The 23,753-nt window shown below is 71.6% G+C and carries 20 protein-coding genes and 1 pseudogene; 3 read left to right on the top strand and 18 right to left on the bottom strand.

The genetic code is table 11. The features are described from left to right. Window positions 1-244 precede the first annotated feature (244 nt). From ACWC5O_RS06565 to ACWC5O_RS06530, 8 genes and pseudogenes are all read right to left on the bottom strand, one after another. Window positions 245-370, bottom strand: coding sequence for a hypothetical protein (locus ACWC5O_RS06565; RefSeq protein ID WP_393463861.1), 126 nt, complete (start codon window positions 368-370; stop codon window positions 245-247). Next, window positions 367-2,676, bottom strand: coding sequence for a xanthine dehydrogenase family protein molybdopterin-binding subunit (locus ACWC5O_RS06560; RefSeq protein ID WP_450580371.1), 2,310 nt, complete (start codon window positions 2,674-2,676; stop codon window positions 367-369). The genes ACWC5O_RS06565 and ACWC5O_RS06560 overlap by 4 nt, the downstream gene beginning before the upstream one ends. Beyond that, window positions 2,673-4,310, bottom strand: coding sequence for a 2Fe-2S iron-sulfur cluster-binding protein (locus ACWC5O_RS06555; RefSeq protein ID WP_450580370.1), 1,638 nt, complete (start codon window positions 4,308-4,310; stop codon window positions 2,673-2,675). The genes ACWC5O_RS06560 and ACWC5O_RS06555 overlap by 4 nt, the downstream gene beginning before the upstream one ends. Then, window positions 4,307-5,200: an FAD binding domain-containing protein gene (locus ACWC5O_RS06550; RefSeq protein WP_450580369.1), complete on the bottom strand. Its 894-nt coding sequence runs from the start codon at window positions 5,198-5,200 to the stop codon at window positions 4,307-4,309. The genes ACWC5O_RS06555 and ACWC5O_RS06550 overlap by 4 nt, the downstream gene beginning before the upstream one ends. Before the next feature lie 224 nt (window positions 5,201-5,424). Then, window positions 5,425-7,068: a beta-N-acetylhexosaminidase gene (locus tag ACWC5O_RS06545; protein WP_450580368.1), complete on the bottom strand. Its 1,644-nt coding sequence runs from the start codon at window positions 7,066-7,068 to the stop codon at window positions 5,425-5,427. A gap of 1 nt (window position 7,069) precedes the next feature. After that, window positions 7,070-7,529, bottom strand: a pseudogene (locus ACWC5O_RS06540) (carbohydrate ABC transporter permease); the annotation flags it as partial. A gap of 294 nt (window positions 7,530-7,823) precedes the next feature. Continuing rightward, the gene (locus ACWC5O_RS06535; protein WP_031159440.1) at window positions 7,824-8,105 is read right to left on the bottom strand and encodes a DUF3039 domain-containing protein; all 282 of its coding nucleotides are present in this window, start codon (window positions 8,103-8,105) and stop codon (window positions 7,824-7,826) included. Between the two features lie 29 nt (window positions 8,106-8,134). Further along, window positions 8,135-8,707, bottom strand: coding sequence for a YqgE/AlgH family protein (locus ACWC5O_RS06530; RefSeq protein WP_450580367.1), 573 nt, complete (start codon window positions 8,705-8,707; stop codon window positions 8,135-8,137). 274 nt (window positions 8,708-8,981) lie between these two features. On the opposite strand from ACWC5O_RS06530, the gene murA reads away from it, so the two are divergent. Beyond that, a complete protein-coding gene (murA, locus tag ACWC5O_RS06525; RefSeq protein WP_393463844.1) occupies window positions 8,982-10,322 on the top strand; it encodes a UDP-N-acetylglucosamine 1-carboxyvinyltransferase in 1,341 nt (446 codons plus the stop codon). 132 nt (window positions 10,323-10,454) lie between these two features. Here murA and ACWC5O_RS06520 read toward each other — a convergent pair whose 3' ends face one another. The 6 genes from ACWC5O_RS06520 to ACWC5O_RS06495 form a co-directional block, all read right to left on the bottom strand. Beyond that, window positions 10,455-10,736, bottom strand: a complete 282-nt coding sequence (locus ACWC5O_RS06520; RefSeq protein WP_018549700.1) for an HU family DNA-binding protein — start codon at window positions 10,734-10,736, stop codon at window positions 10,455-10,457. 295 nt (window positions 10,737-11,031) lie between these two features. Continuing rightward, window positions 11,032-12,447, bottom strand: coding sequence for a malic enzyme-like NAD(P)-binding protein (locus tag ACWC5O_RS06515; RefSeq protein ID WP_450580366.1), 1,416 nt, complete (start codon window positions 12,445-12,447; stop codon window positions 11,032-11,034). A gap of 354 nt (window positions 12,448-12,801) precedes the next feature. Beyond that, window positions 12,802-15,180, bottom strand: coding sequence for a HelD family protein (locus ACWC5O_RS06510; protein WP_450580365.1), 2,379 nt, complete (start codon window positions 15,178-15,180; stop codon window positions 12,802-12,804). Between the two features lie 60 nt (window positions 15,181-15,240). After that, window positions 15,241-16,005 carry a zf-HC2 domain-containing protein gene (locus tag ACWC5O_RS06505; protein ID WP_450580364.1) on the bottom strand — a complete coding sequence of 255 codons (765 nt, stop codon included), beginning with the start codon at window positions 16,003-16,005 and terminating at the stop codon, window positions 15,241-15,243. Between the two features lie 50 nt (window positions 16,006-16,055). After that, complete coding sequence (locus tag ACWC5O_RS06500) at window positions 16,056-16,640, bottom strand: sigma-70 family RNA polymerase sigma factor (protein WP_079071569.1); 585 nt, start codon at window positions 16,638-16,640, stop codon at window positions 16,056-16,058. Between the two features lie 280 nt (window positions 16,641-16,920). After that, window positions 16,921-17,517: a CGNR zinc finger domain-containing protein gene (locus tag ACWC5O_RS06495; RefSeq protein ID WP_450580363.1), complete on the bottom strand. Its 597-nt coding sequence runs from the start codon at window positions 17,515-17,517 to the stop codon at window positions 16,921-16,923. Between the two features lie 320 nt (window positions 17,518-17,837). Between ACWC5O_RS06495 and ACWC5O_RS06490 the strand changes: the two genes are divergently transcribed. After that, entirely contained in the window at window positions 17,838-18,377 is a 540-nt protein-coding gene (locus tag ACWC5O_RS06490) for a peptidoglycan-binding domain-containing protein (protein ID WP_450580362.1), read from the top strand. Here the strand turns inward: ACWC5O_RS06490 and ACWC5O_RS06485 are convergent. After that, window positions 18,328-18,861, bottom strand: a complete 534-nt coding sequence (locus tag ACWC5O_RS06485; protein ID WP_450580361.1) for a helix-turn-helix domain-containing protein — start codon at window positions 18,859-18,861, stop codon at window positions 18,328-18,330. The genes ACWC5O_RS06490 and ACWC5O_RS06485 overlap by 50 nt on opposite strands. A gap of 315 nt (window positions 18,862-19,176) precedes the next feature. Between ACWC5O_RS06485 and ACWC5O_RS06480 the strand changes: the two genes are divergently transcribed. Beyond that, window positions 19,177-19,671 carry an anthrone oxygenase family protein gene (locus ACWC5O_RS06480; protein ID WP_450580359.1) on the top strand — a complete coding sequence of 165 codons (495 nt, stop codon included), beginning with the start codon at window positions 19,177-19,179 and terminating at the stop codon, window positions 19,669-19,671. Between the two features lie 180 nt (window positions 19,672-19,851). Here ACWC5O_RS06480 and ACWC5O_RS06475 read toward each other — a convergent pair whose 3' ends face one another. From ACWC5O_RS06475 to ACWC5O_RS06465, 3 genes are all read right to left on the bottom strand, one after another. Then, on the bottom strand, window positions 19,852-21,003 hold the full coding sequence (locus tag ACWC5O_RS06475; protein ID WP_450580357.1) for a uroporphyrinogen-III synthase: 1,152 nt from the start codon (window positions 21,001-21,003) through the stop codon (window positions 19,852-19,854). 160 nt (window positions 21,004-21,163) lie between these two features. Then, entirely contained in the window at window positions 21,164-22,546 is a 1,383-nt protein-coding gene (locus tag ACWC5O_RS06470) for a nitrate/nitrite transporter (RefSeq protein WP_450580355.1), read from the bottom strand. A gap of 174 nt (window positions 22,547-22,720) precedes the next feature. Then, a complete protein-coding gene (locus tag ACWC5O_RS06465; protein ID WP_450580353.1) occupies window positions 22,721-23,686 on the bottom strand; it encodes a LysR family transcriptional regulator in 966 nt (321 codons plus the stop codon). Between the last annotated feature and the right edge of the window lie 67 nt (window positions 23,687-23,753).

Below are 23,753 nucleotides of genomic sequence, written 5' to 3'. Positions count from 1 at the left end.
GCCCGGCCGCCTTCCGGCTTCCCTCGGGAAGCGGCCGTCCCCCACTGCGCAGAACACTACGCCGCACCACTGACAACGCCCGTCGGAAAGGACGTCAGGCGCCCCTCGCCCGTTCCGCTCCGGCCAGGATCGCGTCCACGGCCGTCGAGGCGGGGAGCCAGGACGACGACGTACACGGCGAGGAGTGGTGCGACCGTCGACTTGCCGGACGCCATCACCCGGGTGGTGACGACGACGCCGTCCCTCAGGTGAAGTAGATGCCGCCCAGCACGACCGCCAGGGCCGCCACGGCGAAGATCAGGATCCACAGGAACAACTTGCCCACGCTGGGCGGGGGTTCGTAGCGCGGTTCCTCGGGGGGCGTGGTCACTGGGGGGTCACCACCGCGGCCTGCGGGCGGATCGGGAGGCGGTTGACCGGGCGGCCCGTCGCCGCGCGGACGGCCGAGGCGATCGCCGCCGGTGACGTCACCACCGGAACCGCGCTGACCGACTTGGCGCCGAAGGGGGCGACCACGTCCCGCTCCTCGACCAGCTTCACGATCCGGATGTCCGGCGCGTCCAGCGCGGTCGGCAGGGCGTATCCGGTCAGGTCGGGGTGGCGGATCAGGCCGCGGGCCGTCCGCAGGTTCTCGGTGAGGGCGATGCCCACCCCCTGGGTGACGCCCGCCTCGATGCGCGAGGCCAGCTGCGCCGGGTTCAGCACCCGGCCCACGTCCTGGGCGACCGCCAGCTCGACCACCCGGACCGAGCCGAGTTCGATGTCCACGTCCACCACCGCGCGGATCGCGCAGAAGGCGAGGCCGACGAAGGCGTCGCCCTGCCCCTCGGCGTCCAGCGGCTCGGTGGGGTGCGGGCGGCACTGGGCGGTGGCCCACAGCTCCTTGCCGTCCATCGCCTCGGTGACGGTCGTCGACAGCACGCCGTCGTACGAGGTGATCTTGCCGTCGGTGATCTGGAGCAGCTCCGTCGACATGCCGAACTTGTGCGCTAGGGGCTGCAGCAGTTGCGTGCGGACCATCTTGGCCGCGCGTTCCACCGCGCCGCCGGAGACCCAGGTGTGGCGGCCGCGGCAGCCCGCGCCCGCCGGGGGCTGGTCGGTGTCGACCGGTGCCACGTGCACCTCGTCGATGCCGAGCGTGTCCTGGACGATCTGGCGGGCGAGGGTGGTGAAGCCCTGTCCCGTCTCCACGGCCGCGCACAGCACGGTCGCGACACCGTCGTGGACCTTCACGGTCGCCGTGGAGACCTCGTCGGCGCCCTCCGCCCCGAGCATGTGCACCATGCCCAGGCCGTAGCCGACGCCCCGGCGCACCGCGCTCGGCTCGCCCGCGCCCTCGGGGCCGCCGGGCAGCAGCCAGTCCTCCTCGGGCGTGTCCTTGGGCAGGGCCGGGAGCGGGAAGTCGCGGACCGCCTGGAGGAGTTCGGCCACCGGCGCCGGGCAGGTGACCGTCTGGCCGATCGGCAGGACGTCCCCGGTCGCGAGCACGTTGCGCAGGCGCAGCTCGGCCGGGTCCTCGCCCAGCTTCTTCGCGAGCTTGTCCATCTGCGCCTCGTAGGCGGCGCACACCTGCATGGCGCCCTCGCCGCGCACATGGCCGGAGGGCGGGTTGTTGGTGCGTACGGCCCAGCCCTCGATGAAGGCGTTCGGGACGACGTACGGGCCGCAGGCGAAGGAGACGGCGGCGGCGAGGGACTCGGCGGAGGTGTCGGCGTAGGCGCCAGCGTCGAGGAGGATCTGCGCCTCGACCTTGACCAGCCTGCCGTCGGCGTCGGCGTGGTGGCGGTAGCGCAGCAGGGTCGGGTGGCGGTGGGCGTGGCCGAGGAAGGACTCCTCGCGGGTGGCCGTGAGCTTCACCGGGCAGCCGGTCTTGAGGGCGAGCAGGCCGAGCGGGAGCTGGAAGCCCTGGTCCTCGCGGTCGGCGGTGGCGCCGGGCACCCCGGTGACGACGATCTTCACCCGATCGGGGGACAGGCCAAAGCAGGCGGCGGCCGTGTTGCGGTCGGCGTGCGGGTCGGTGGAGGCCAGGTACAGCTCCACGCCGCCGTCAGGACGCGGCACGGCGAGACCGGCCTCGGCGCCGATGGGGGCCGGGTCCTGGCGGCCGATGCGGTACAGGCCCTCGACGACGACCTCGCCGACCGCGTCCGGGTCGCCGTGGCGCAGCGGGATGTGCCGGATCAGGTTGCCGTCGGGATGCAGGGGCTCGGCCTCGAAGGCCTGCTCCGGGTCGGTGACCGGGTCGAGCACCTCGTACTCGACGATGACGGCGGCGGCGGCCATCCGCGCGGTGTCCGGGTGGTCGGCGGCGACGGCCGCGATGGGCTCGCCGTGGTGGCGTACGACCTCGGAGGCGAACACCGGGCGGTCGGGGGTGCCCCGGCCGTACCGGGGGGTGCCGGGCACGTCCTCGTGGGTGACGACGGCCCGTACGCCGGGCATCTCGCGCGCGTGGGTGGTGTCGATGGACACGATGCGCGCGTGCGCGTGCGGGGAGCGCAGGACGGCAGCCCACAGCAGGCCCTCGGCCCACAGGTCGGCCGCGTACGGGAAGGTGCCCTCGGTCTTGGCGCGGGCGTCGGCGTGCGGCAGCGAGGCGCCGAGGCCGTGCGGCAGCGGCTCGGCGGCCGGGGCCGCTTCGGCCGCGGTGGTCGCGGTGACGGCTTCGTTGCTCACGCCTGGCCTCCGTCCTGGCCGTAGTGCTGCTCGTGCGGTGCCGGTGCACGGAACGTGCCGGGGCTGTCGAAGACACCGGGTGCCTCGAACGCCGACGGGTTGACGCCGCCGGAGCCCGGGCCCGCCTGGTGCGGAATACGTGCCTCGGCCCCGTCCGTCTCAGCGTCGGCGGCGGTGTGCGCCTCGCGTTCGGCGACGACCTCCTTGACGGCGTCCAGGACGCCCCGGTAGCCGGAGCAGCGGCACAGGTTGCCGCACAGGGCCTGCCGGGTCTCCAGCTCGGTCGGCGCCGGGTTGCCCTCCAGCAGGTCGTGCACGGTCATCGCCATGCCCGGCACGCAGAAACCGCACTGCACGGCACCGCACCGGGCGAGCGCCCGCTGCACGTCGGAGGGCTGCCCTTCGACGGCCAGGCCCTCGACGGTACGGACCTCGGCGCCGGCCGCGGTGACCGCAGGGACCAGGCAGGAGGCCACCAGGCGCCCGTCCACCTGCACGTTGCAGGCGCCGCACTCGCCCTGCGAGCAGCCGTCCTTGGCCCCGGCGAGGCCGAGCCGCTCCCGCAGGACGTACAGCAGGGACTCGCCGATCCAGGCGTCGGTGACGGGCCGGTCGGCGCCGTTGACGCGCAGGACGTACGAGGCGAGGGGGTGGTCGTCCTGCGGCCCCTGGGCGGCCTGGGCGGGGTCCTCGGGGGCGTCCTGCCCGGAGGTGGCCGGGTCCTCGGGGGCCGGGGCGTGTGCCGCGTGCTCGACGGGGTCCGGGATCTCGGTGTCCTCCGGCGGGCCGGCCGGGTCCGCCTCGGCGGCGTCCGGCGCGGTGTCCGCCGTGTCGGCCGGGGGCGCTGGTTCCGCGGGGGCCGGGGGCACGGCCGTGTCCGGCGTTTCCACGGCCTCCGGTGCGGCCGTCGGGGCCACGGACTCACCGTGCTGCGCTGAGCCGTCAGCGGGGCCGTCAGGGGCTTGTGCGGGCGTTGTGGCGGCGTACGGCGCCGGGGGCGCGTATTCGGGCGCCGGGGACGCGTCGGCCGTGTGGGGTTCGGCGTTGTGGGGTTCGGCGTTGTGGGGTTCGGCGCCGGGCTCCGGCTGCCCCCAGGGCCGGCCCGCGCCCTCCGTCGCCCAGGGCGCGGGCGCGCCGCCGGGCAGGGTGGCCGGAGGGGTGCCGCCCCACTGCTCGACCAGCGAGGACGTGGTGAACTCGCCCGACTCGTCCGGGATGTCCCCGCCGGCGACCGGGATGGACCACTGCCCGGTGACGTCGTGCCCGGGCGCGGACGGTGCCGCGGGCTCCTCGAAGGTCCACTGCTGGGTGGCGGCGGGGTGGTACGTGAACCGGTCGTCCGCCGCCTGCTCCTGGGGCACGGCGTTCGGCTCGGGCCACTGGTGACCGTCGGCGGGCACGGTCCAGCTGCCGGTGGCGGCCGGGTCGCTCGTGCCGTGGGTCGCCGTTATCTGCGGCGGCACGTAGCCGTGGCCGGGTGCGGCCAGGGGACTGTCACCGGACAGCAGGGCGTCGATGCCGCCCTCGGGGAGCTTGACGAAGGCGGTGGCGCCGTCGTCGTAGTCGCCCTGGGGCAGCGGGTCCCAGCGGCCGCCGCCCTGGGGCGCGCCCTCTCCGTGCTGGTCGTCGGTCACGACAGCGCCCTCCCCAGTGCTCGTCGGGCCAGCGCGGCGACGGTGCGCCGCAGGTGCAGTACGGCGGGCGGAAGCGGGACCACGGAACCGTCCGGCTCCGGGGCCGGGTCGGGGATGCAGGCCGCGGCGACGTACTCCCCGAAGGCGCTCAGGGCCTCCGGGACCAGCGCGCGGTCGTTGTCCCAGTCGATCAGCCCGGCGACCCACTGCTCCGCCTCCAGGGGCCGGAGCGGCATCGGCGCTATGGCACCGACGGCACACCGCACCCCTCGCCGGGCCGGGTCGAGCACCAGGGCCACGGAGGCCACCGCACGGCCCGGTCCGGTGCGTCCGGTCGCCTTGAGGAAGACCTGCGGGGCGTGCAGCAGCGGCACGCGCACGAAGCCGATGAGTTCGCCGCCGCGCAGCATCTCCACGCCGGCCAGCAGGTGCGACACCGGGATCTCCCGGCGGGCTCCGCCCGGGCCCGCGATGATCAGCGTCGCCTCCAGGGCGGCCAGCACCGGCAGCGCGTCCCCGGTCGGAGCGGCGGTGGCGATGTTGCCGCCCAGGGTGCCCGCGTTGCGGATGTGCGGCGGGCCCGCGGCGCGCGCGGCGGCGGCGAGCGCCGGGATCAGGGCCGCGAAGTCGGGGCGGCCCATGCGCGCGTGCGTCAGGCCCGCGCCGAGCAGCGCGTGGCCGTCCTGGTACTGCCAGCCGCGGATCTCGCTGATCCGCCCGAGGCCCACCAGGGCGGCGGGCCTGAGCTGTCCGGAGTTGACGGCGGCCATCAGGTCGGTGCCGCCCGCCACGGGGACGGCCGTGGGCATGGCGGTGAGGGCCGCCACGGCCTCGTCCAGTGTCGTGGGCAGCGTGACGGCCTGCGCCGCCTGCGGTGCGTGCGTGGTCAAACCGGCTGCCCCTTCCCGCTGCCCCACCTGGTCCCTCCTGTGTGGCCGTACGGTACGTGCTCACAGGGCGGACGTGGCAACTCTGGCACATCTTCGCAAGACCCGAACGCGGGGGTCCGCTAGGAGGCATTCGCCCACCTCATCGGGTAGATGGTCCGTTTTTGCACGGCTTCACCGGTGCATACTGATTGCCACTCTTCGGTGACCCTGACGGGATTTTTCCGTTATCTGTTCGGAGGCGGTCCCCCCAGCGGCCGGCCGAGCACACCAGGGCGCCGCTGCCACGGCCGAGGCCCGGTGGGCGGCCGGTAGGCGACGCCGAGGGCGTCAAGTCGCCGGTAATGAGCGGCCATACGCCGCTCGAAATCCGCGAAGTCCCGCTCCTGCGGGGCGGGAAGCCGGCTCCAGGCGACCTCCGCGAAGGCGGCGAGCCTCGGGAAGGTCTGGTAGTCCACGCGCGCGGCGTCCTCCATCACCTCGGTCCAGACGTTGGCCTGGGTACCCAGCACATGCCGGGCCTCCTCCTCGCCGAGCTGGGGCGGAACCGGCTCGAATCGGTAGACGTCCTCCAGGGTGCGCACGAAGCCGATCGGCACGGGCTCGTCCTCGCCCGGGGCCTGACGGTGGTCCAGGTAGACGTACTGCTCCGGGCACATGACGACGTCGTGCCCGGCCCGCGCGGCCGCGACGCCGCCCCCGTAGCCGCGCCAGGAGGACACCGCCGCTCCCGGCGCGAGTCCGCCCTCCAGGATCTCGTCCCAGCCGATGAGCCGACGCCCGCGCGCGGTAAGCCACTTGTCGAAGTGCCCGATGAACCAGGACTGCAACTCGTCCTCGTCGGCGAGCCCGAGTTCCGTGATGCGGGTCTTGGCGGCCACCGACTCGCTCCACTGCTCCTTGCGGCATTCGTCGCCGCCGACGTGAATGAACTCCGACGGGAACAGCTCCAGGACTTCCTCGAACACCCCCTCGTAGAAGCGCAGGGTGGTGTCAGTGGGGGCGAGTACGTTGAACGAGATCCCCCAGGTGTCCCACACGGTCAGGGCGGTGCCCCCCTCGATGGATGCAGTGATGACGTCGGTGTTGCCCAGTTCCGGATACGCGGCGATGGCGGCCTGCGAGTGGCCCGGCACGTCGATTTCCGGGACGACGGTGATATGCCGCTCGGCGGCGTAGGCGACGATCTCCCGGATGTCGTCCTGGGTGTAGTAACCCCCGTGCGGCTTCTCCTCCCACAGCGGCGAGGCCCGGTGTCCGAATTTCGTCCGTGCCCGCCAGGAGGCGACCTCGGTCAGCCTGGGGTGGCGCCGGATCTCGATCCGCCAGCCCTGGTCGTCCGTCAGGTGAAAGTGGAAGACGTTGAGTTTGTGCGCGGCCATCAGGTCCAGGTAGCGCAGGACGCCTTCCTTGGGCATGAAGTGCCGGGCGACGTCGAGCATGAGACCGCGCCAGCGGAAGCGGGGGGAATCCTGGATGTGCACCAGCGGCAGCCGCCACTGCCGGCCGGGCAGCGGGGCGCGCCGGAAGGCGTCCGGGCCCAGCAGTTGCCGTAGCGTCTGGGCGCCCCAGAACAGTCCGGCCGGGCCGCCGCCCACCAGGTGCACCCCGGTGGGCATGACGGCGAGCCGGTAGCCCTCCTCGCCGAGGTCCTTGGTGACCAGGGGATGGACGGACAGACGGATGACGTCGTCCCGTTCGCCGTCCTTCGGCGCCAGGGGCAGGCCGGTGGCCGCGCCGAGCGCGCCCCGCAGCCAGCGCTCCGCCCGCCCCGCGCCCTCCCCCGCGGCCAGCCCGGTGTCCGGGCCCAGCTCGAACACCCCGTCCCCGTAAGTCGTCACAAGACCGGGCTCAGGAATCACATCGACCATGTCAGTCCTTTACCGCTCCGCCCAGCCCCGAGACCAGGCGTCGCTGTACGAGTACGAAGAAGACCGGCACCGGAATCGTCATCACCGTGGACGCGGCCATGACCCCGCCCCGGTCCGGCTCGTCCGGCTTGCAGAACACCAGCAGGGCCATCGGCAGGGTCGGCTGGGAGGTGTCGCCGAGGATGAAGGACTTGGCGGAAAAGGATCTGCCGGAGGAATCGCCCGCAGCTCGCCCCGTCCAGGTACGCAGGCCTCCTCCAGCGCTTGCGGAACGGCTTTCACGAACCTCCTCGGCAGGGGGACGGTGAGGGCTTCCACGGGCACCGTCCGAGCCACCAGAAACATGATCAGCAAGGTGGTCCGGAAGCGGAAACGGAATTGCACGACGGCGGTCGCGGCGAGAAACGCGATCAGCGCGGAGACATCACCACACTGGCGCCCGCCACAAGGCTGTTGACGAAGCAAAAGTGAGTTCCTGCCGAACACCCGCTGCTCGAATGTCATGGACGACACCCACCGCGCGGCCTCGTCGTCATGCCATCCCACCGTCCCGTCCGCCGCCATCCACCGTCTGGCCTCAGGTTGCAGCATGTGCAATGAATGTTTCGCTCTACGCAACGACTTGGAGACTACGAACAACGTGAACGCGGCGACAAGAGGTCTCAACCACTCTGTGACCAGAATGCACAAAGGCCCCCGGGACGCGCCTCGACGCGTCCCGGGGGCCTTGCTGTCCTCAGCCGGGCGGGGAGCCCTTACTTCTTGTCGCCGCCCTTGTCGTCGCCGCCGCTGCCCATGGACTCGTAGATCTCCTTGCACATGGGGCACACGGGGTACTTCTTCGGGTCACGGCCGGGCACCCACACCTTGCCGCACAGCGCCACGACGGGGGTCCCGTCGAGGGCGCTCGCCATGATCTTGTCCTTCTGGACGTAGTGGGCGAAGCGCTCGTGGTCGCCGTCGCCGTGGGACACCTGTGGCGTCGGCTCTACGAGGGTCCCCGTACCAGTCCCGCGCTCGGGCTCGAGAGTGCTCATACCAGCAAGAGTACTGAAGCTCACAGGCATCAGTTGAGCGACGGGTCGTCCGGGTACGTGGCCACCATCGCCAGCTCGTTGCGCTGGCGGCGCAGTACTTCGCGCCAGAGTCGTTCCGGGGCCGGCGAGGACACGTCGCCCGGCTCGGACTCGACCACGTACCAGGCGCCCTCCACCAGCTCGTCCTCCAGCTGGCCGGGGCCCCAGCCGGCGTATCCGGCGAAGATTCTCAGTGAGCCGAGGGCCGAGGCGAGCAGCTCCGGCGGGGCCTCCAGGTCGACCAGGCCGATCGCACCGTGCACCCGCCGCCAGCCGAGCGGGGCGCGGTCGCCGTTGGAGCCGCCCGGGATGACCGCGACGCCGAGCGCGGAGTCCAGCGAGACGGGTCCGCCCTGGAAGACCACGCCGGGCTCGCCCGTGAGATCGGCCCAGCCCTCCAGGATGTCGCCCACGTCCACCGGGGTGGGGCGGTTGAGGACGACACCGAGGGAGCCCTCCTCGTCGTGGTCGAGAAGGAGCACCACCGCACGGTCGAAGTTCGGGTCCGCCAGGGCGGGCGTGGCCACGAGCAGCCGCCCTGTGAGCGAGGACACCTCGGTCATGCCAGACATGATCCCGCATCTTTCCCCGGTGTGGGGAGCCAATCGGGGTGTGGGAGTGAACGCAGCTTGAATCCGGTAGTGCGGCCCGCCAGGGCCTCGCGCACGGTGACCCCATGTGCCCGATGCGGAACGGTTCGTGTTGTGACACAGCTATGACGTGGCTGGGCGGTACTTGGGCTTATGGGAGGGGGGCGGTCGGCGATTACCCTGTCTCTCCGGCCCCCGTGCTAAGTGATCGGCCGACCCCTGCCCGACTCATCGGAACGCGAGATACATGACCGTCAACGACGATGTCCTGCTTGTCCACGGCGGAACCCCGCTGGAGGGCGAGATCCGTGTCCGCGGTGCGAAGAACCTCGTACCGAAGGCCATGGTCGCCGCCCTGCTGGGCAGCGCGCCGAGTCGACTGCGCAACGTTCCGGACATCCGTGACGTGCGCGTCGTACGCGGCCTGCTGCAGCTGCACGGGGTGACGGTCCGTCCGGGTGAGGAACCCGGTGAGCTGGTGCTGGACCCGACCCACGTGGAAAGCGCGAACGTCGCTGACATCGATGCCCACGCGGGTTCCAGCCGTATCCCGATCCTCTTCTGCGGTCCGCTGCTGCACCGTCTCGGCCACGCCTTCATCCCGGGCCTCGGCGGCTGCGACATCGGCGGCCGGCCCATCGACTTCCACTTCGACGTGCTGCGGCAGTTCGGCGCGACCATCGAGAAGCGCGCGGACGGCCAGTACCTGGAGGCGCCGCAGCGGCTGCGCGGTACGAAGATCCGGCTGCCGTACCCGTCCGTCGGCGCGACCGAGCAGGTGCTGCTGACGGCAGTACTGGCCGAGGGCGTCACAGAGTTGTCCAACGCGGCCGTCGAGCCGGAGATCGAGGACCTCATCTGCGTTCTGCAGAAGATGGGCGCGATCATCGCGATGGACACCGACCGCACGATCCGCATCACCGGTGTGGACAGCCTCGGCGGCTACACCCACCGCGCCCTGTCGGACCGCCTGGAGGCCGCCTCCTGGGCCTCGGCGGCCCTCGCGACCAACGGCAACATCTACGTCCGCGGCGCCCAGCAGCGCTCGATGATGACGTTCCTGAACACCTACCGGAAGGTGGGCGGTGCCTTCGAGATCGACGACGAGGGCATCCGCTTCTGGCACCCGGGCGGCCAGCTGAAGTCCATCGCGCTGGAGACGGACGTGCACCCCGGCTTCCAGACCGACTGGCAGCAGCCGCTGGTGGTGGCCCTGACGCAGGCCACGGGCCTGTCCATCATCCACGAGACGGTGTACGAGTCCCGGCTCGGCTTCACCTCCGCGCTCAACCAGATGGGCGCGCACATCCAGCTCTACCGCGAGTGCCTGGGCGGCTCCGACTGCCGCTTCGGCCAGCGCAACTTCCTGCACTCCGCGGTCGTCTCGGGACCGACCAAGCTGCAGGGCGCCGACCTGGTCATCCCCGACCTGCGCGGCGGCTTCTCGTATCTGATCGCGGCCCTCGCGGCGGAGGGCACCTCCCGGGTCCACGGCATCGAACTGATCAACCGCGGATACGAGAACTTCATGGAGAAGCTGATGGAGCTCGGGGCGAAGGTCGAACTGCCGGGCAAGGCACTCGGCTAGCGGAAAGCGGCTCAGCCCGCGTTCGAGGGCGTCTTCGAGCGAAACCACGATGGGGCGGCACCCGGAAGACCGGGTGCCGCCCCATCGGCGTCGACCAGCTCTACACCGTCCCGCGGAGCAGAGACGGAAAGGTCACTTGCCCTTGGCCGCTTCCTTGAGCTTGGAGCCCGCGGAGACCTTCACGCTGAAGCCGGCCGGGATGTTGATGGGCTCACCGGTCTGCGGGTTGCGCGCGGTACGAGCGGCACGGTGGGTGCGCTCGAAGGTCAGGAAGCCGGGGATGGTGACCTTCTCGTCGCCCTTGGAGACGATGTCGCCGACGACCTCGGCGAACGCGGCCAGAACGGCGTCGGCGTCCTTGCGGGTCACCTCGGCGCGGTCGGCCAGCGCGGCCACCAGCTCACTGCGGTTCATGTTCTTACTCCCGTGTTCTTCTTGCCGTTGAGGCGTGAGGTGAGATCGATGCCGATGCGCTCGCGCCCAGGGACGCATCCTGCCCCTACCTGCGGCGCGAAAGCCAATCCGGCACCCGTAGGAGTCGTGAGAACACCCTAGGGAGTCACACGAAAAGCGCCTGCTCGGCCGTCACCCTAGAGGGCACCCGGCGGTGGGGGGTTCCACGACGCGCCGGTGTGGGGGCTGCCGTGTCGATCCTCACAGCCCCTGCACAGCTCGGTCTCACAGCATCTGAACCCTACGGTACGGATGCCTACGACGCAGCGCCGACCGCCTTGGCCGCGTCGCGCACCGCTCCGGCGACCGCGCCCGCGACCTTGTCGTTGAAGACGCTCGGGATGATGTAGTTCGGGTTCAGCTCGTCCTCGGTCACCACGTCGGCGAGGGCCTTCGCGGCGGCGAGCATCATCTCGGTGTTGACCGTGCGGGACTGAGCGTCCAGCAGACCGCGGAAGACACCCGGGAAGACCAGCACGTTGTTGATCTGGTTCGGGAAGTCGGAGCGGCCGGTGGCCACAACAGCGGCCGTCTGGCGGGCGATTGCGGGGTCGACCTCGGGGTCCGGGTTCGCGAGCGCGAACACGATGGCGCCCTCGGCCATGGCGGCCACGTCGTCGCCGTCGAGGACGTTCGGGGCGGAGACGCCGATGAAGACGTCGGCGCCGTGCACGGCCTCCTTCAGGGTGCCGGTCAGGCCCTCGGGGTTGGTGTTGTCGGCGATCCAGCGCAGCGGCGAGTCGGCCGGGGCGTCCACCAGGTCCGCGCGGCCGGCGTGCACGACGCCCTGGATGTCGGCGACGACGGCGTTCTTCACGCCCGCCGCGATCAGCAGCTTGAGGATGGCCGTACCGGCCGCGCCGGCGCCGGACATGACGACCCGGATGTTCTCGATCGCCTTGCCGGTGACGCGAAGTGCGTTGGTCAGGGCGGCGAGGACGACGATCGCGGTGCCGTGCTGGTCGTCGTGGAAGACGGGGATGTCGAGGGCCTCGCGCAGGCGGGCCTCGATCTCGAAGCAGCGGGGTGCGGAGATGTCCTCGAGGTTGATGCCGGCGAAACCGGGGGCGATCGCCTTGACGATCTCGACAATGGCGTCGGTGTCCTGGGTGTCCAGGCACAGCGGCCAGGCGTCGATGCCGGCGAAGCGCTTGAAGAGGGCCGCCTTGCCCTCCATGACGGGCAGCGCGGCCTTGGGGCCGATGTTGCCGAGGCCCAGCACGGCGGAGCCGTCCGTCACGACCGCAACGGAGTTGCGCTTGATGGTGAGGCGGCGGGCGTCCTCGGGGTTCTCGGCGATCGCCATGCACACGCGGGCCACACCCGGCGTGTAGATCATCGAGAGGTCGTCACGATTGCGGATCGGGTGCTTGGACTGCATCTCGATCTTGCCGCCGAGGTGCATCAGGAACGTACGGTCCGAGACCTTGCCGAGGGTGACGCCCTCGATGCCGCGGAGCTTCTCGACGATCTCGTCGGCGTGCGTGGTCGAGGTCGCCGCGATGGTGACGTCGATGCGGAGCTTCTCGTGGCCGGACGCGGTGACGTCGAGGCCCGTGACCGAGCCTCCGGAGGACTCCACGACATTGGTGAGCTGCGAGACGGCTGTTCCGCTCGCGGGCACCTCCAGCCGGATCGTCATCGAGTAGGAGACGCTGGGCGCCGTTGCCATGGCCGACTTCCTCTGCTTTCACCGTGTCGCGAGTTGTGCCGTCCGATCGTCGCACCTACCCGTGAGTACGTGATAGCCGCCCGGGATTGCGGACGTTTTGTTCACGGCGGGTGCGTGATTTCGGAAAACCACTTCCACCATACGAGAATCGATCGGGCAACGAAAGAGGCCCACATCACAGGGTGATGTGGGCCTCCCACACGTTCATGACACCGACCCGCCATGCTCGCCTCGCGGCAAGTGGTCCCTCTGAGGGACGAAGGTTGGGCCCGGGGGCTTGGATCGGGCCGGTGCCACACCAAGGCTAACAAACGGATCCCGCAAGGCCATTCCCGTCGGCCGACTTCACAGGTTTCAGTCCCGCAGCAGGTCCGGCACCCCTGCCGCGTCCGGTTCGTCCCGCTCGCCCGAGACCACCGTCAGCTGCTGGGTGGCCCGGGTCAGCGCCACGTACAGCACCCGCAGGCCGGCCGGGGACTCGTCGGCGATCTCCGCCGGGGAGACGACGACCGTCGCGTCGTACTCCAGACCCTTGGCCTCCAGGCTGCCGAGCGCCACCACCCGGTCGCCGAGCCCGGCCAGCCAGCGCCGGGCCTCCTCGCGCCGGTTCATCGCGACGACCACGCCGACCGTGCCGTCCACCAGGCCGAGGAGCCGCTCGGCCGCCGCGCGCACGGTCTTCTCCAGGGAGTCCTCCACGGCAGTGCCGTGTTCGACGTTCGTTCTTACAAAACGCGGCTCGACACCGGTGGACCGAACGGCGGACGGCGCCTTGGAGCCGGGCATGGCGAGGGCGAGGACCTTGGCGGCCAGCTCGGCGATCTCGGCCGGGTTGCGGTAGTTCACGGTGAGCTGGAAGCGGCGCCGGGGACGGGTGCCGAGGGCCTCGTCACGGGCCTCGCCCGCCTCGTCCGGGTCGGACCAGGAGGACTGCGCCGGGTCGCCGACGACCGTCCAGGTGGCGTGCCGGCCGCGGCGGCCGACCATGCGCCACTGCATCGGCGTGAGGTCCTGCGCCTCGTCCACGATGACGTGCGCGTACTCGGTGCGCTCCTGCGCGAGGCGCTCGGCCCGCTCGCGCTGGGTCTCCTCGCGCATCGGCATCAGCTCCTCCAGGCCGGTGAGCTGGTCCAGCGGATCGAGTTCGCGCTTCTTCTTCGGCCGGGCCGGGGCGCCGAGGACCGCCTGCAGCTCGTCCAGCATGGCGACGTCGTGGACGGAGTACCCGTCCCGCTTCAGCGAGCGGGCGACCCTGCGGACCTCGCCGGGATTGAGGATCCGGCGGGCCCAGCGGCCGAGCCGCCGCTCGTCGGCCATGGCGGCGAGGACCCCCTTCGGGGTCAGCTCGGGCCACCAGGCGTCGAGGAAGGCGATGAAGACGTCCTCGCTCGTGATGTCCTCGTCGAAGGAGGAGCGCAGTTCGGCGGCCAGCTCCGGGTCCGTGTGCCGGCCGGCCGCGCCGGACTTCGCCCACAGGGCGTCCAGGAGCAGCTTGCGGGCGCGCGGGCGGAGCAGGTTGACCGGCGCGGTGCCGCCCAGGGCGGTGCGGCGGACACGTTCCAGCTCGGCGGCCTCCAGCTCGAGGCGGCGCCCGAAGGCGACGACGCGGAGGCGGGACGGGGGGCCGTCGAAGGCCTGCGGCTCGCCGTCCTTGTCGTCCTCGTCCAGGGCGAGCTGCCCCACAGGAGCGGCCGGCCCCAGCTCCAGCGCGCCCCGGGCGGCCTTCCGCAGCACCTTCAGCATCCGGTACGAGCCCTTGGCGCGGGCCACGGACGGGGAGTCGTACAGCCTGGCCTCCACACCGTCGACGAGGGAACCGATCGCGCGGATGGCGACCTGGCCCTCCTCGCCGAGCGAGGGCAGCACGCCCTCGGTGTAGGCCACCAGCAGCGGGGTCGGCGAGACGATCAGGATGCCGCCCGCGTAGCGTCTGCGGTCCTGGTAGAGCAGGTAGGCCGCGCGGTGCAGGGCGACCGCGGTCTTGCCGGTGCCCGGACCGCCCTCGACGTACGTGACGGAGGCGGCGGGGGCGCGGATGACCAGGTCCTGCTCGGCCTGGATGGAGGAGACGATGTCCCGCATCGTGTGACTGCGGGCCTGGCCGAGGGCGGCCATCAGGGCGCCGTCACCGATGACGGGCAGCTCGCGGTCGCCGAGGAACGCCGTCAGCTCCGGGCGCATCAGGTCGTCCTCGACCCCGAGGACCCGGCGGCCCTTGGAGCGGATGACCCGGCGCCGGACGACCCGGCCGGGATCCTTCGGGGTGGACCGGTAGAAGGGCGCGGCGGCCGGTGCCCGCCAGTCGATGACCAGCGGCGCGTAGTCCTCGTCGAGCACGCCGATCCGGCCGATGTGCAGGGTCTCGGCGATGTCGGCGGTGTTGTCGGGCCGGACCGCGCCCTCGGCGGGCTCCACCGCCGTGTACGCGCCGTCGGGGCCCTTCTTGCCGTCCTTGCCGAGCAGCAGGTCGATCCGGCCGAAGAGGAAGTCCTCGAACTCGTTGTTGAGCCGGTTCAGGTGGACACCGGCCCTGAAGACCTGGGCGTCCCGCTCCGCGAGCGCACCGGGCGTGCCGACCTGGCCGCGCTTGGCCGCGTCGTTCATGAGGAACTCCGCCTCGTGGATCTTCTCCTCGAGGCGTCGGTACACCCGGTCGAGGTGTTCCTGTTCGCCGCTGATCTCCCGGTCCCGGACCGAGTCGAGCGCGGTTTCCTGTTGAGCCTGAGCGGCCACCGGGCCCCCTTCTGACGTGCTGGGCAGCCGTCAACCGTACGCGAAGGGGGCCCGCAGAGGCTACGCGTCCACTTGGACGAGCTTCTTCCCGTCGAACGTCACGACCTCGAAGTGGTCGATCTCGTTCGGCTTGAGGGCCGTGCCGCCGCCGATGTAGAGCGGGTTCTTGGCCTCCGGGGTCTTGGCGTCCGGAATGCCGTAGCCCCACTTCGGGACGGACCAGGAGCCCAGCGTCTGGCGCTCGCCGTTCTTGGCGACGGCGACCAGGGAGCACTTGAGCGGACCCTTGATGCCCTTGAGTTCGAGGACCGTCGAGGTGCCCCAGTTCTTCTCGCCCATGGCGACGGTCGCGGAGGCGCCGGTCGTGCTGTCCGAGCCCGAGACCTTGTCGGGCAGCTGGTTGAAGGTCGTCTGGGCGGTGGCCGCCAGCGGCGTGGCGGTCTGCCCCGAGTCGCCTCCGCCGCTCGTCGCCATGACGGCCACCGGGCCGGCGATGATCAGCGCGGCAGCGGCCGCGACCAGGTAGAAGCCCTTGCGCCGCTTCTGCGCACGGCGCTCGGAGACCTCGTCGACCAGCTTCTCGACCAGTCTTGGGCTCGGCTTGGCGGACAGCGACTCGCCGATCGCGGGCGTGCCGCCGGAGCCGGGCAGGTCCGCTAGGGCGGCCAGCATCGGCTCCATCCCGGCCAGCTCGTCCAGCTGCTGGGCGCACCACTCACAGCCCGCGAGGTGGGCCTCGAAAGCGGTCGCCTCGGCGTCGTCGAGGATCCCGAGGGCGTAGGCGCCGACGGTTTCGTGCTCGTTCGGGGCCTGTGATCCCTGCATGGACCCAGACATACCCGAACCACCCGTGCCGAACCCCCCGTACACGCTCATCACGCCGTCACCCCCCGCTCCTCCAGTGCCAGCTTCATCGACCGAAGGGCGTAGAACACCCGAGAACGGACAGTGCCGCTGGGTATACCCAGCGTCTCGGCCGCCTCGTTGACGGTACGCCCCTTGAAGTACGTCTCGACGAGCACCTCCCGGTGGGCCGGGGTCAGGTCGTCGAGCGCGTCAGACAGCGTCATCAGCCACAGCGCCTTGTCGATCTCGTCCTCCGCGGGGATGACCTCCAGCGGCGACGGATCGACCTCCTGCGGCCGGGCCTGCCGGCTGCGGTGGCCGTCGATGACGATGCGGCGCGCGACCGTCACCAGCCAGGGGCGTACCGAACCGGTCGCCCGATTGAGCTGACCGGCGTTCTTCCAGGCACGGATGAGCGTTTCCTGCACGACGTCCTCGGCGCGCTGCCGGTCTCCGGCGACCAGCCTGAGGACATACGCAAGCAGAGGTCCGGCGTGCTCGCGGTACAGCGCACGCATCAGCTCCTCATCCGGTTCCGAGGGCTGTGAGGACATGCGATGTCGGGCCCTCGTTCCACGTTCATTGGCCACGGCCGCATCCTTGCGCACGCCCACCTCCGGTGTCCGGGGGTTCCCCCAGTCGGTCGCTCGCCCACCCGTACGGACAGGGGCGGCGCGATGTTCAAAGTGAGGTGGCAGTTTTCCTGGGAGTGGTGTGACGAGCGGGACATGCGCGCACATTCCCACCGCATGATCTTTACATTTCCGACACATCGCCGGAGGGCGGCCGAGCTGCCCGCGCCGGACGGCCAACAAACCCGGCGCCATGCAGTGTTGCAGAAATCACTCCGGTCGCCACAAGGGTGCAATGCGACAGAAGACCCGTACCGGACACTCAGGCCCGTTCGAGGGCCACCCGCCGCCGGTGCCGGGCCACCCGCTCACGGTTCCCGCAGACCTCGCTGGAGCACCAGCGTCTGCGCCGCCCCCGGGACGTGTCCAGGTACACGATGGGGCAGTTGTCCCCCTCGCACTCGCGCACGGCCGCCCGCGCCACCGGATCGGTGAGCAGCTCCACGGCGTCCCGCGCGACGACCGCGAGCAGCCCCGCGCACCCGGGCGCCTGCGCCAACTCCCGCACCAGCGTGCCGTCCTCGCCGCGCACCGCACACGGGACCGGGGGTGCGGCGCGGGCGGCGACCTCGTTGAGCCGGACGAGAGCACGCTCGTACGGCCGCGGGTCCGCCGGGTTCGCGGTGCGCACCAACTGGCCGATACACCCGCGCAGTTCCCGGAACCCGGTCAGCCAGGAGGTGTCGGCGTGGCCCAGCGGGGTGCCGGGCGGCACCAGCCCCGACCCGCTGATCCAGGCGCGCAACGGCCCCACGGCGTCCAGCCGTTCGGCCGGGTGCGTGGTCGCGAGGAGATCCAGGCAGATCCGCCCGGCGTCGAACCGCAGTTCGTACGGGACCGTGGCCGTACCCAGTGCCATGTGCCTGTCACCGCCTAGGACAGGGGAACGTTCCGTCGCTCCTCTTCACAGTGCCTGCCCGCACACGACTGCGGAACCCCTCGTACCGCCGGGGGCACGCCCGCGTTTCGCCGCGCCGTCCCGTCCGGCCCACGGCATCCCCGCCCGGCCCGTCCCCGGCGGGGATCCCGGAGCCCGGAGCGCGGGTCGGCCCCTTCCGGTCCAGAAACCCGGGCAGGGCTCGTCCCCCCTGCCCACGGCCGTGACGCTGTGTCCTGCGAAAGCACCGGAGCCGCCCCAGGGGGAACCACGGGGGACGGCGGTTCAGAAAGGAAACGTTCATGAGCATGCGCACCCGGGTCGTCGCGATGGCGACGGCCGCGCTGCTGGGCGCCGGAGCGACCGGCATCGCCCTGGCACCCAGCGCGAGTGCCGCCTCGTACCACGGCATCGACGGCAACGGAGCCGTCGCCGACGACTTCCAGGACGAGGAGGACCTCGGCGTCGACAACTACGCGGAGAGCAACGCCACGGCCCTCTGGCAGACCGTCCTGTACGCGGACGGCGCCCAGTGGCAGGACGAGGACGGCGACACGCACGCCTTCCACAAGAGCCAGATCGACGGCACCTTCGGCCCCGAGACCGAGTCGGCCACCCAGTGGTGGCAGGAGCACTACAACATCTCGGAGAACGACGGCGTCGTCACCGACCCGAGCTGGGCGTTCGCCCAGCGCTGGCTCACCGGCCCGGCCTCGGGCGGCACCGTGACGTACCTGGGTGACGCACGGAACGTCACCCTCAAGCGCGTCAGCGGCAAGTACCGGGTGCGGATCAAGGGCACCGGCCCCTGGAAACTCGCCTACTACGACCAACTCGGCTGAGCACACCCCGGGGGCGGGCGGACATACGGTCGCCCGCCCTGCGGTGCAGCGCCCACAGCAGCCCCGCGACCAGCAGCACGATGACGGCGAACGCGGCCAGCGCCGCCGTCCGCCACCGCCCGTGCGCGCCGCCGGCCGGCTCCGCCCCGGCTTCGGCATCGCCCACGGCATCGGCTGCGGCGACCTCCTCCAGCGGCCCGGCGGGCTCCGACCCGCCGGGCCGCCATACCTGTTCGGCCAGCTCCCACAGCGCCAGCAGCCGCGCCTGCTCCGCCCCGGCCAGCCGGCCGAGCACCTGCGCCGCTCCCCTCGGCGGCAGTTTGGCCCCGCTGAGATACCGCTGCCAGGACGACTTGCTGTACGCGGTGCGCCGGGCCAGTTCGGCAAGGCTGAGTCCGGTACGGCCCTTCAGGACGCGCATCTGCTCGACCAGGTGCCGCGCCTCTCTCGGCAGCGAATCCGGCAGGGGCTGCCAGCGTGTCATCCTCGTCCCCCCGAGTGCTCGCCGCGCCGTCTCCGGCTGCGGCTCCTGCCCACCACAGTCCGGCGTCAGCCTGACGCCCGGCCGAAAACTTCCGGCAGAGCGCGCGCCCGGCAACCCGGAGCACGCGTGGTCGCACGGCGTGAGCCGGGCGCCCTCCGCCGCAGGCCCTGCCTGCGCCGCCGGACCCGTTGCCGGTGACCCGGTACCCAGAACGTCGTACGGCCGTGCGGGCGTCGGCGTAACTGGACGCCCGCGTATGCGGGTGCGCGCCTCGGCCATGTCCGGGGCGGGGGCTGCTCCGGTTGGCTGGACGGCATGACGCATACGAGGGAAGCACGGACCAGCAAGGTCGTCCTGAGCGCGGCCACGGTCGCCATGGGCCTGATCGCCGGGGTCTTCTACATCTTCGCCTGCGCGGTGATGCCCGCACTGGCCCGCAGCGACGACCGCACGTACGTCGAGGTCATGCGCAACATCAACGACGTGATCCAGAACCCGGTGTTCTTCCTGAGCTTCATGGGGGCGCCGGCACTGACGGGATGGTCGGCGTGGCAACTCCGCGCCACACCCGCCGCCCGCTGGACCCGCGCGGCACTGGCGGCCTACGCCCTGGTCTTCCTCATCACGGTGGCCTTCAACATCCCCCTGAACAACGCCCTCGCGGCGAAGGGAGATCCGTCCGCCCTCCGCCGGCACTTCGAAGGGCCGTGGGTGGCGTGGAACGCGGCCCGGGCGGTGGGGTCGACGGCAGCGGTGGCACTGCTGACACGGGCGCTGCTGGTGCGCGGGCGCTTCGGCCGGTCTTCGTGACCGGGCAGGCGAGTTCGGTCTTCGGCACGCACCGCGGTTCGAGTCGCGCTGGCGCGTATCGCCCGTACACAGCACCGGCAGCAGCGACGACCCCGAGTTCCGGGCGGCCATGGCGGAACTCCGCGCCGTCGAGGCCGAGGCTCAGCAGGCGGCGCGGCGACTACGACGCCGAGTGCCTTCTCACACGTCCGCGTACTTCGCGTCCGCCGCCGGATCCAGTGCCAGCCGGTATCCCCGCTTCACCACCGTCTGGATCAGCTTCGGTGCCCCGAGTGCCGTACGCAGCCGGGCCATCGCCGTCTCCACCGCGTGCTCGTCACGGCCGGCGCCCGGCAGCGCGCGCAGCAGCTCGGCGCGGGCCACCACCCAGCCCGGACGGCGGGACAGGGCCCGCAGCAGGGACATGCCCGCCGGCGGCACCGGCTTCAGGTCGCCGTCCACCAGCACCGCGTGGCCCCGGATCTCCACCCGGTGCCCGGCGATCGGCAAGGACCGCGCCCGCGCGGGCAGTTCCTGGCAGAGCAACTGTACGAGCGGTCCGAGCCGGAACCGCTCCGGCTGCACGGTGTCCACGCCCCGGGCCTGCAGAGGCAGCGCGGTGACGGGGCCCACGCAGGCGGGCAGGACGTCATGGCTCAGCGCGACCAGGACCTCGGCGAGCAGTCCCCGCTCCTCGGCCCGGGACAGCAGGGACGCGGCGGCCGGCGCGCTGGTGAAGGTGAGCGCGTCCACCCCCCGCGAGACGACGGCGTCCAGCAGCCGGTCGACGGGACCGATGTCCTCCGGCGGCATCCAGCGGTACACCGGCACCGGAAGCACCTCCGCTCCCCCGGCCCGCAGCGCCTCGACGAACCCGGGCAGCGGCTCCCCGTGCAGCTGTACGGCGACCCGGCGCCCGTCGACGCCCTCCTCCAGCAGCCGGTCGAGCACCTCGGCCATGGACTCGCTGGACGGCGACCACTCCTCGGTGAGGCCGGCGGCCCGGATGGCCCCCTTCACCTTGGGCCCGCGGGCCAGCAGTTCCACGCCCCTCAACCGGTCGAGCAGCTGCTCCCCGAGCCCCCAGCCGTCGGCGGCCTCGACCCAGCCCCGGAACCCGATGGCGGTGGTGGCCACCACGACGTCCGGCGACTGGTCGATGATCTCCTTGGTGGCGGCGAGCAGTTCGCCGTCGTCGGCAAGGGGCACGATGCGCAGGGCGGGCGCGTGCAGGACGCTGGCCCCGCGCCGCTGGAGCAGCGCGCCCAGCTCGTCGGCGCGGCGTGCGGCGGTCACTCCCACGGTGAACCCGGCGAGGGGTCCCTGTTCGGGGTGCTGCTTCTGGTCGTACATGGCTCTCCTACCTGGCCAGCATGCCGAACGAGCCTGTCAACGGCTCGTGACAGGCTCGGTTCGGCTTGATGTCCACGGTGTTACCGATGCCGGGTTCCACCTGGACGGCCGGATGTGATCTTCGGCCGGGGGTCCGGGGGGCCCCCGGGTGAGCGCAGCGTCACACCTCGGCGTAGCTGAGCTGCGGATTTGCCTCGGCGGCGGCCGTGGCCTGGGGCTGCGTGGCCGGGCGGCGAAGGTATACGGCCCAGGTGACCACGAAGCAGGCACCGTAGAAGGCGAGGAAGGCGACGAACGCGCCGGTACCGGAGCCGTAGGAGAGGAAGGACTGGCGGAAGGCCAGGTTGATGCCGACACCGCCGAGGGCGCCGACGGCTCCGATGAGTCCCATGGAGGCGCCGGAGAGGCGACGGCCGTAGGAGGCCGCTTCCTCACCGGTGAGGCCCTTGGCCAGGGCCTTCGCCTGGAAGATGCCGGGGATCATCTTGTACGTCGACCCGTTGCCGAGCCCGGTGAGCACGAACAGCACGACGAAGACCGACACGAACAGCGGCAGCGACTTCTGCATGCTGGCGACGACGAGTACGGCGGTGGCGGCGGCCATGGCGACGTAGTTCCAGAGGGTGATCTTCGCGCCGCCGTACCGGTCGGCGAGCCAGCCACCGACGGGCCGGATGAGGGAGCCGAGCAGCGGGCCGATGAAGGTGAGGTAGGCGGCCTGCAACGGGGTGCGCCCGAACTGGTTCGTCAGGACCTGCCCGAAGGCGAAGCTGTACCCGATGAAGGAGCCGAACGTCCCGATGTAGAGGAACGACATGATCCAGGTGTGGGCGTCCTTCGCGGCGTCCTTGGCGGCGCCGGTGTCGTTCTTCACGGAGGCGAGGTTGTCCATGAACACCGCGGCGAGGACGGCGGCGACGACGATCAGCGGGATGTAGATCCCGAGCAGCACACGCGGCCCGCCGCTCGCCCCGATGATCGCGAGGGCGACCAGCTGGATGACCGGGACGCCGATGTTCCCGCCGCCGGCGTTGAGTCCGAGGGCCCACCCCTTCTTCTTCAGCGGGAAGAAGGCGTTGATGTTGGTCATGCTCGACGCGAAGTTGCCGCCGCCGATGCCCGCGAGCAGTCCGACCAGGAGGAAGGTGTTGAAGGAGGTCCCCGGCTCCATCACCGCGAAGGCGGCGACGGTCGGCACGAGCAGCAGACTGGCCGAGATGATCGTCCAGTTCCGCCCGCCGAAGATCGCGACGGCGAAGGTGTAGGGGACGCGGACGACGGAGCCCACCAGCGTGACCATCGAGGTCAGCAGGAACTTGTCCGCCGGGGTCAGCCCGTACTCCGGGCCCATGAAGAGGACCAGCACGGACCACATGGTCCAGATCGAGAATCCGATGTGCTCGGACAGGACGGAGAAGATCAGGTTCCGGCGGGCGACCTTCTCGCCGGTCGCGTTCCAGAATGCCTCGTCCTCCGGATCCCAGTGCTCGATCCAGCGGCCGCCCCTGCTGGGGGGTGCGGGGGCTGTACTAGGGGCTGTCATGACGCCTCCACGGTGCTCCGGGGCTCGGGTGGTTCGGGGTGGTGAGCGGTGATGAGTCCCGAAGGTAGGGAGGGCGCGTTTCCTGCCTGTGGCTGTGGGTGACCGGAAGGGAACGTTGCTCTCACTCGCGGAGTGAGCCGTCGGTGAGGGCGGAGGGCATGCGTTCCCCGGGCGTCAGCCGTGGGGGTTCATCGCACGATCGTCGATGGCCGGAATCCATCGGTCTGCGGGCCGTCGCAGCCAGCCCTCGGCCTTGGCGATCTCGGCCGCGGCCCTGCGGAGCGCGTCCAGCCCGGGATGGACCAGCCCCCTGCGCCAGACGAGCGAGACGGGAGACAGCGGCACGGGGTCGACGAGCGGCCGCAGCACCGTGCGGGGCATCACCGGAAAGTCCACGACGGCCAGAATCGGGTTGCGGGTCTTGGACATGATCCGCTCGAACTCCTCGTCCCCGACCGCCAGCGGAAGAGGAGGCGCGAGCCGGATGCCGCGTTCTTCGAAGAGGCGAAGGGCCAGGTCGGTCCACTCCCGGGTGCGCGGGTTCCCGGCGCCGGCGTACACCGTCTCCCCGGCCAGCGCGGCCAGCGGCACGGTCGGCCGGGCGGCCAGCGGGTGGTCCTCGGGCAGCACCACGGCCATCGGCTCATAGCGCACGGGCTGCTGTTCCAGACCGGAGCGCAGGGCCGGGTCCAGACCGGCGAAGCGCCCGAAGGAGGCGTCGAGACGGCCGGCGAGCAGCTCGGCCGCCGCTCCGGTGAGGCCGCTCTCGTAGCGGGCCATCAGCTCGCAGTCGGGGGCGAGTTCCCGGGCCCGGTGCAGCACACGGCGCCCGGTGGCCAGGCCCGCGGAGTTGAGGTCGACCAGCAGCGGCCGGGCCTGCCCGAAGGCGGCGAGCAGGTCGTCCTGGGCGGCGAGGACCCGCCGGGCGTGCGGCAGCAGCCGCTCGCCGTCCGCGGTCAGCGTCACCTGCCGGGTGGTCCGCACGAACAGTTCGGCGCCCAGTTCCCGCTCAAGCCGCCGCACATCCCGGCTGAGCGCCTGCTGGGCGACGTACAGGCGGGTCGCGGCGCGGGTGAAGTGCAGTTCCTCGGCGACGGCGAGGAAGGCACGCAGGAGGCGGGGCTCTATGGCGGCGGGCATGGCGGGCAATTTACAACGCGGGTGCGTGAATCGGCACCGAGAAGGTGTTGGACCCGGTGATCCACTC

It is taken from the genome of Streptomyces sp. NPDC001450, from assembly GCF_053597295.1.
This window is presented reverse-complemented; position numbering and strand designations above follow the sequence as displayed.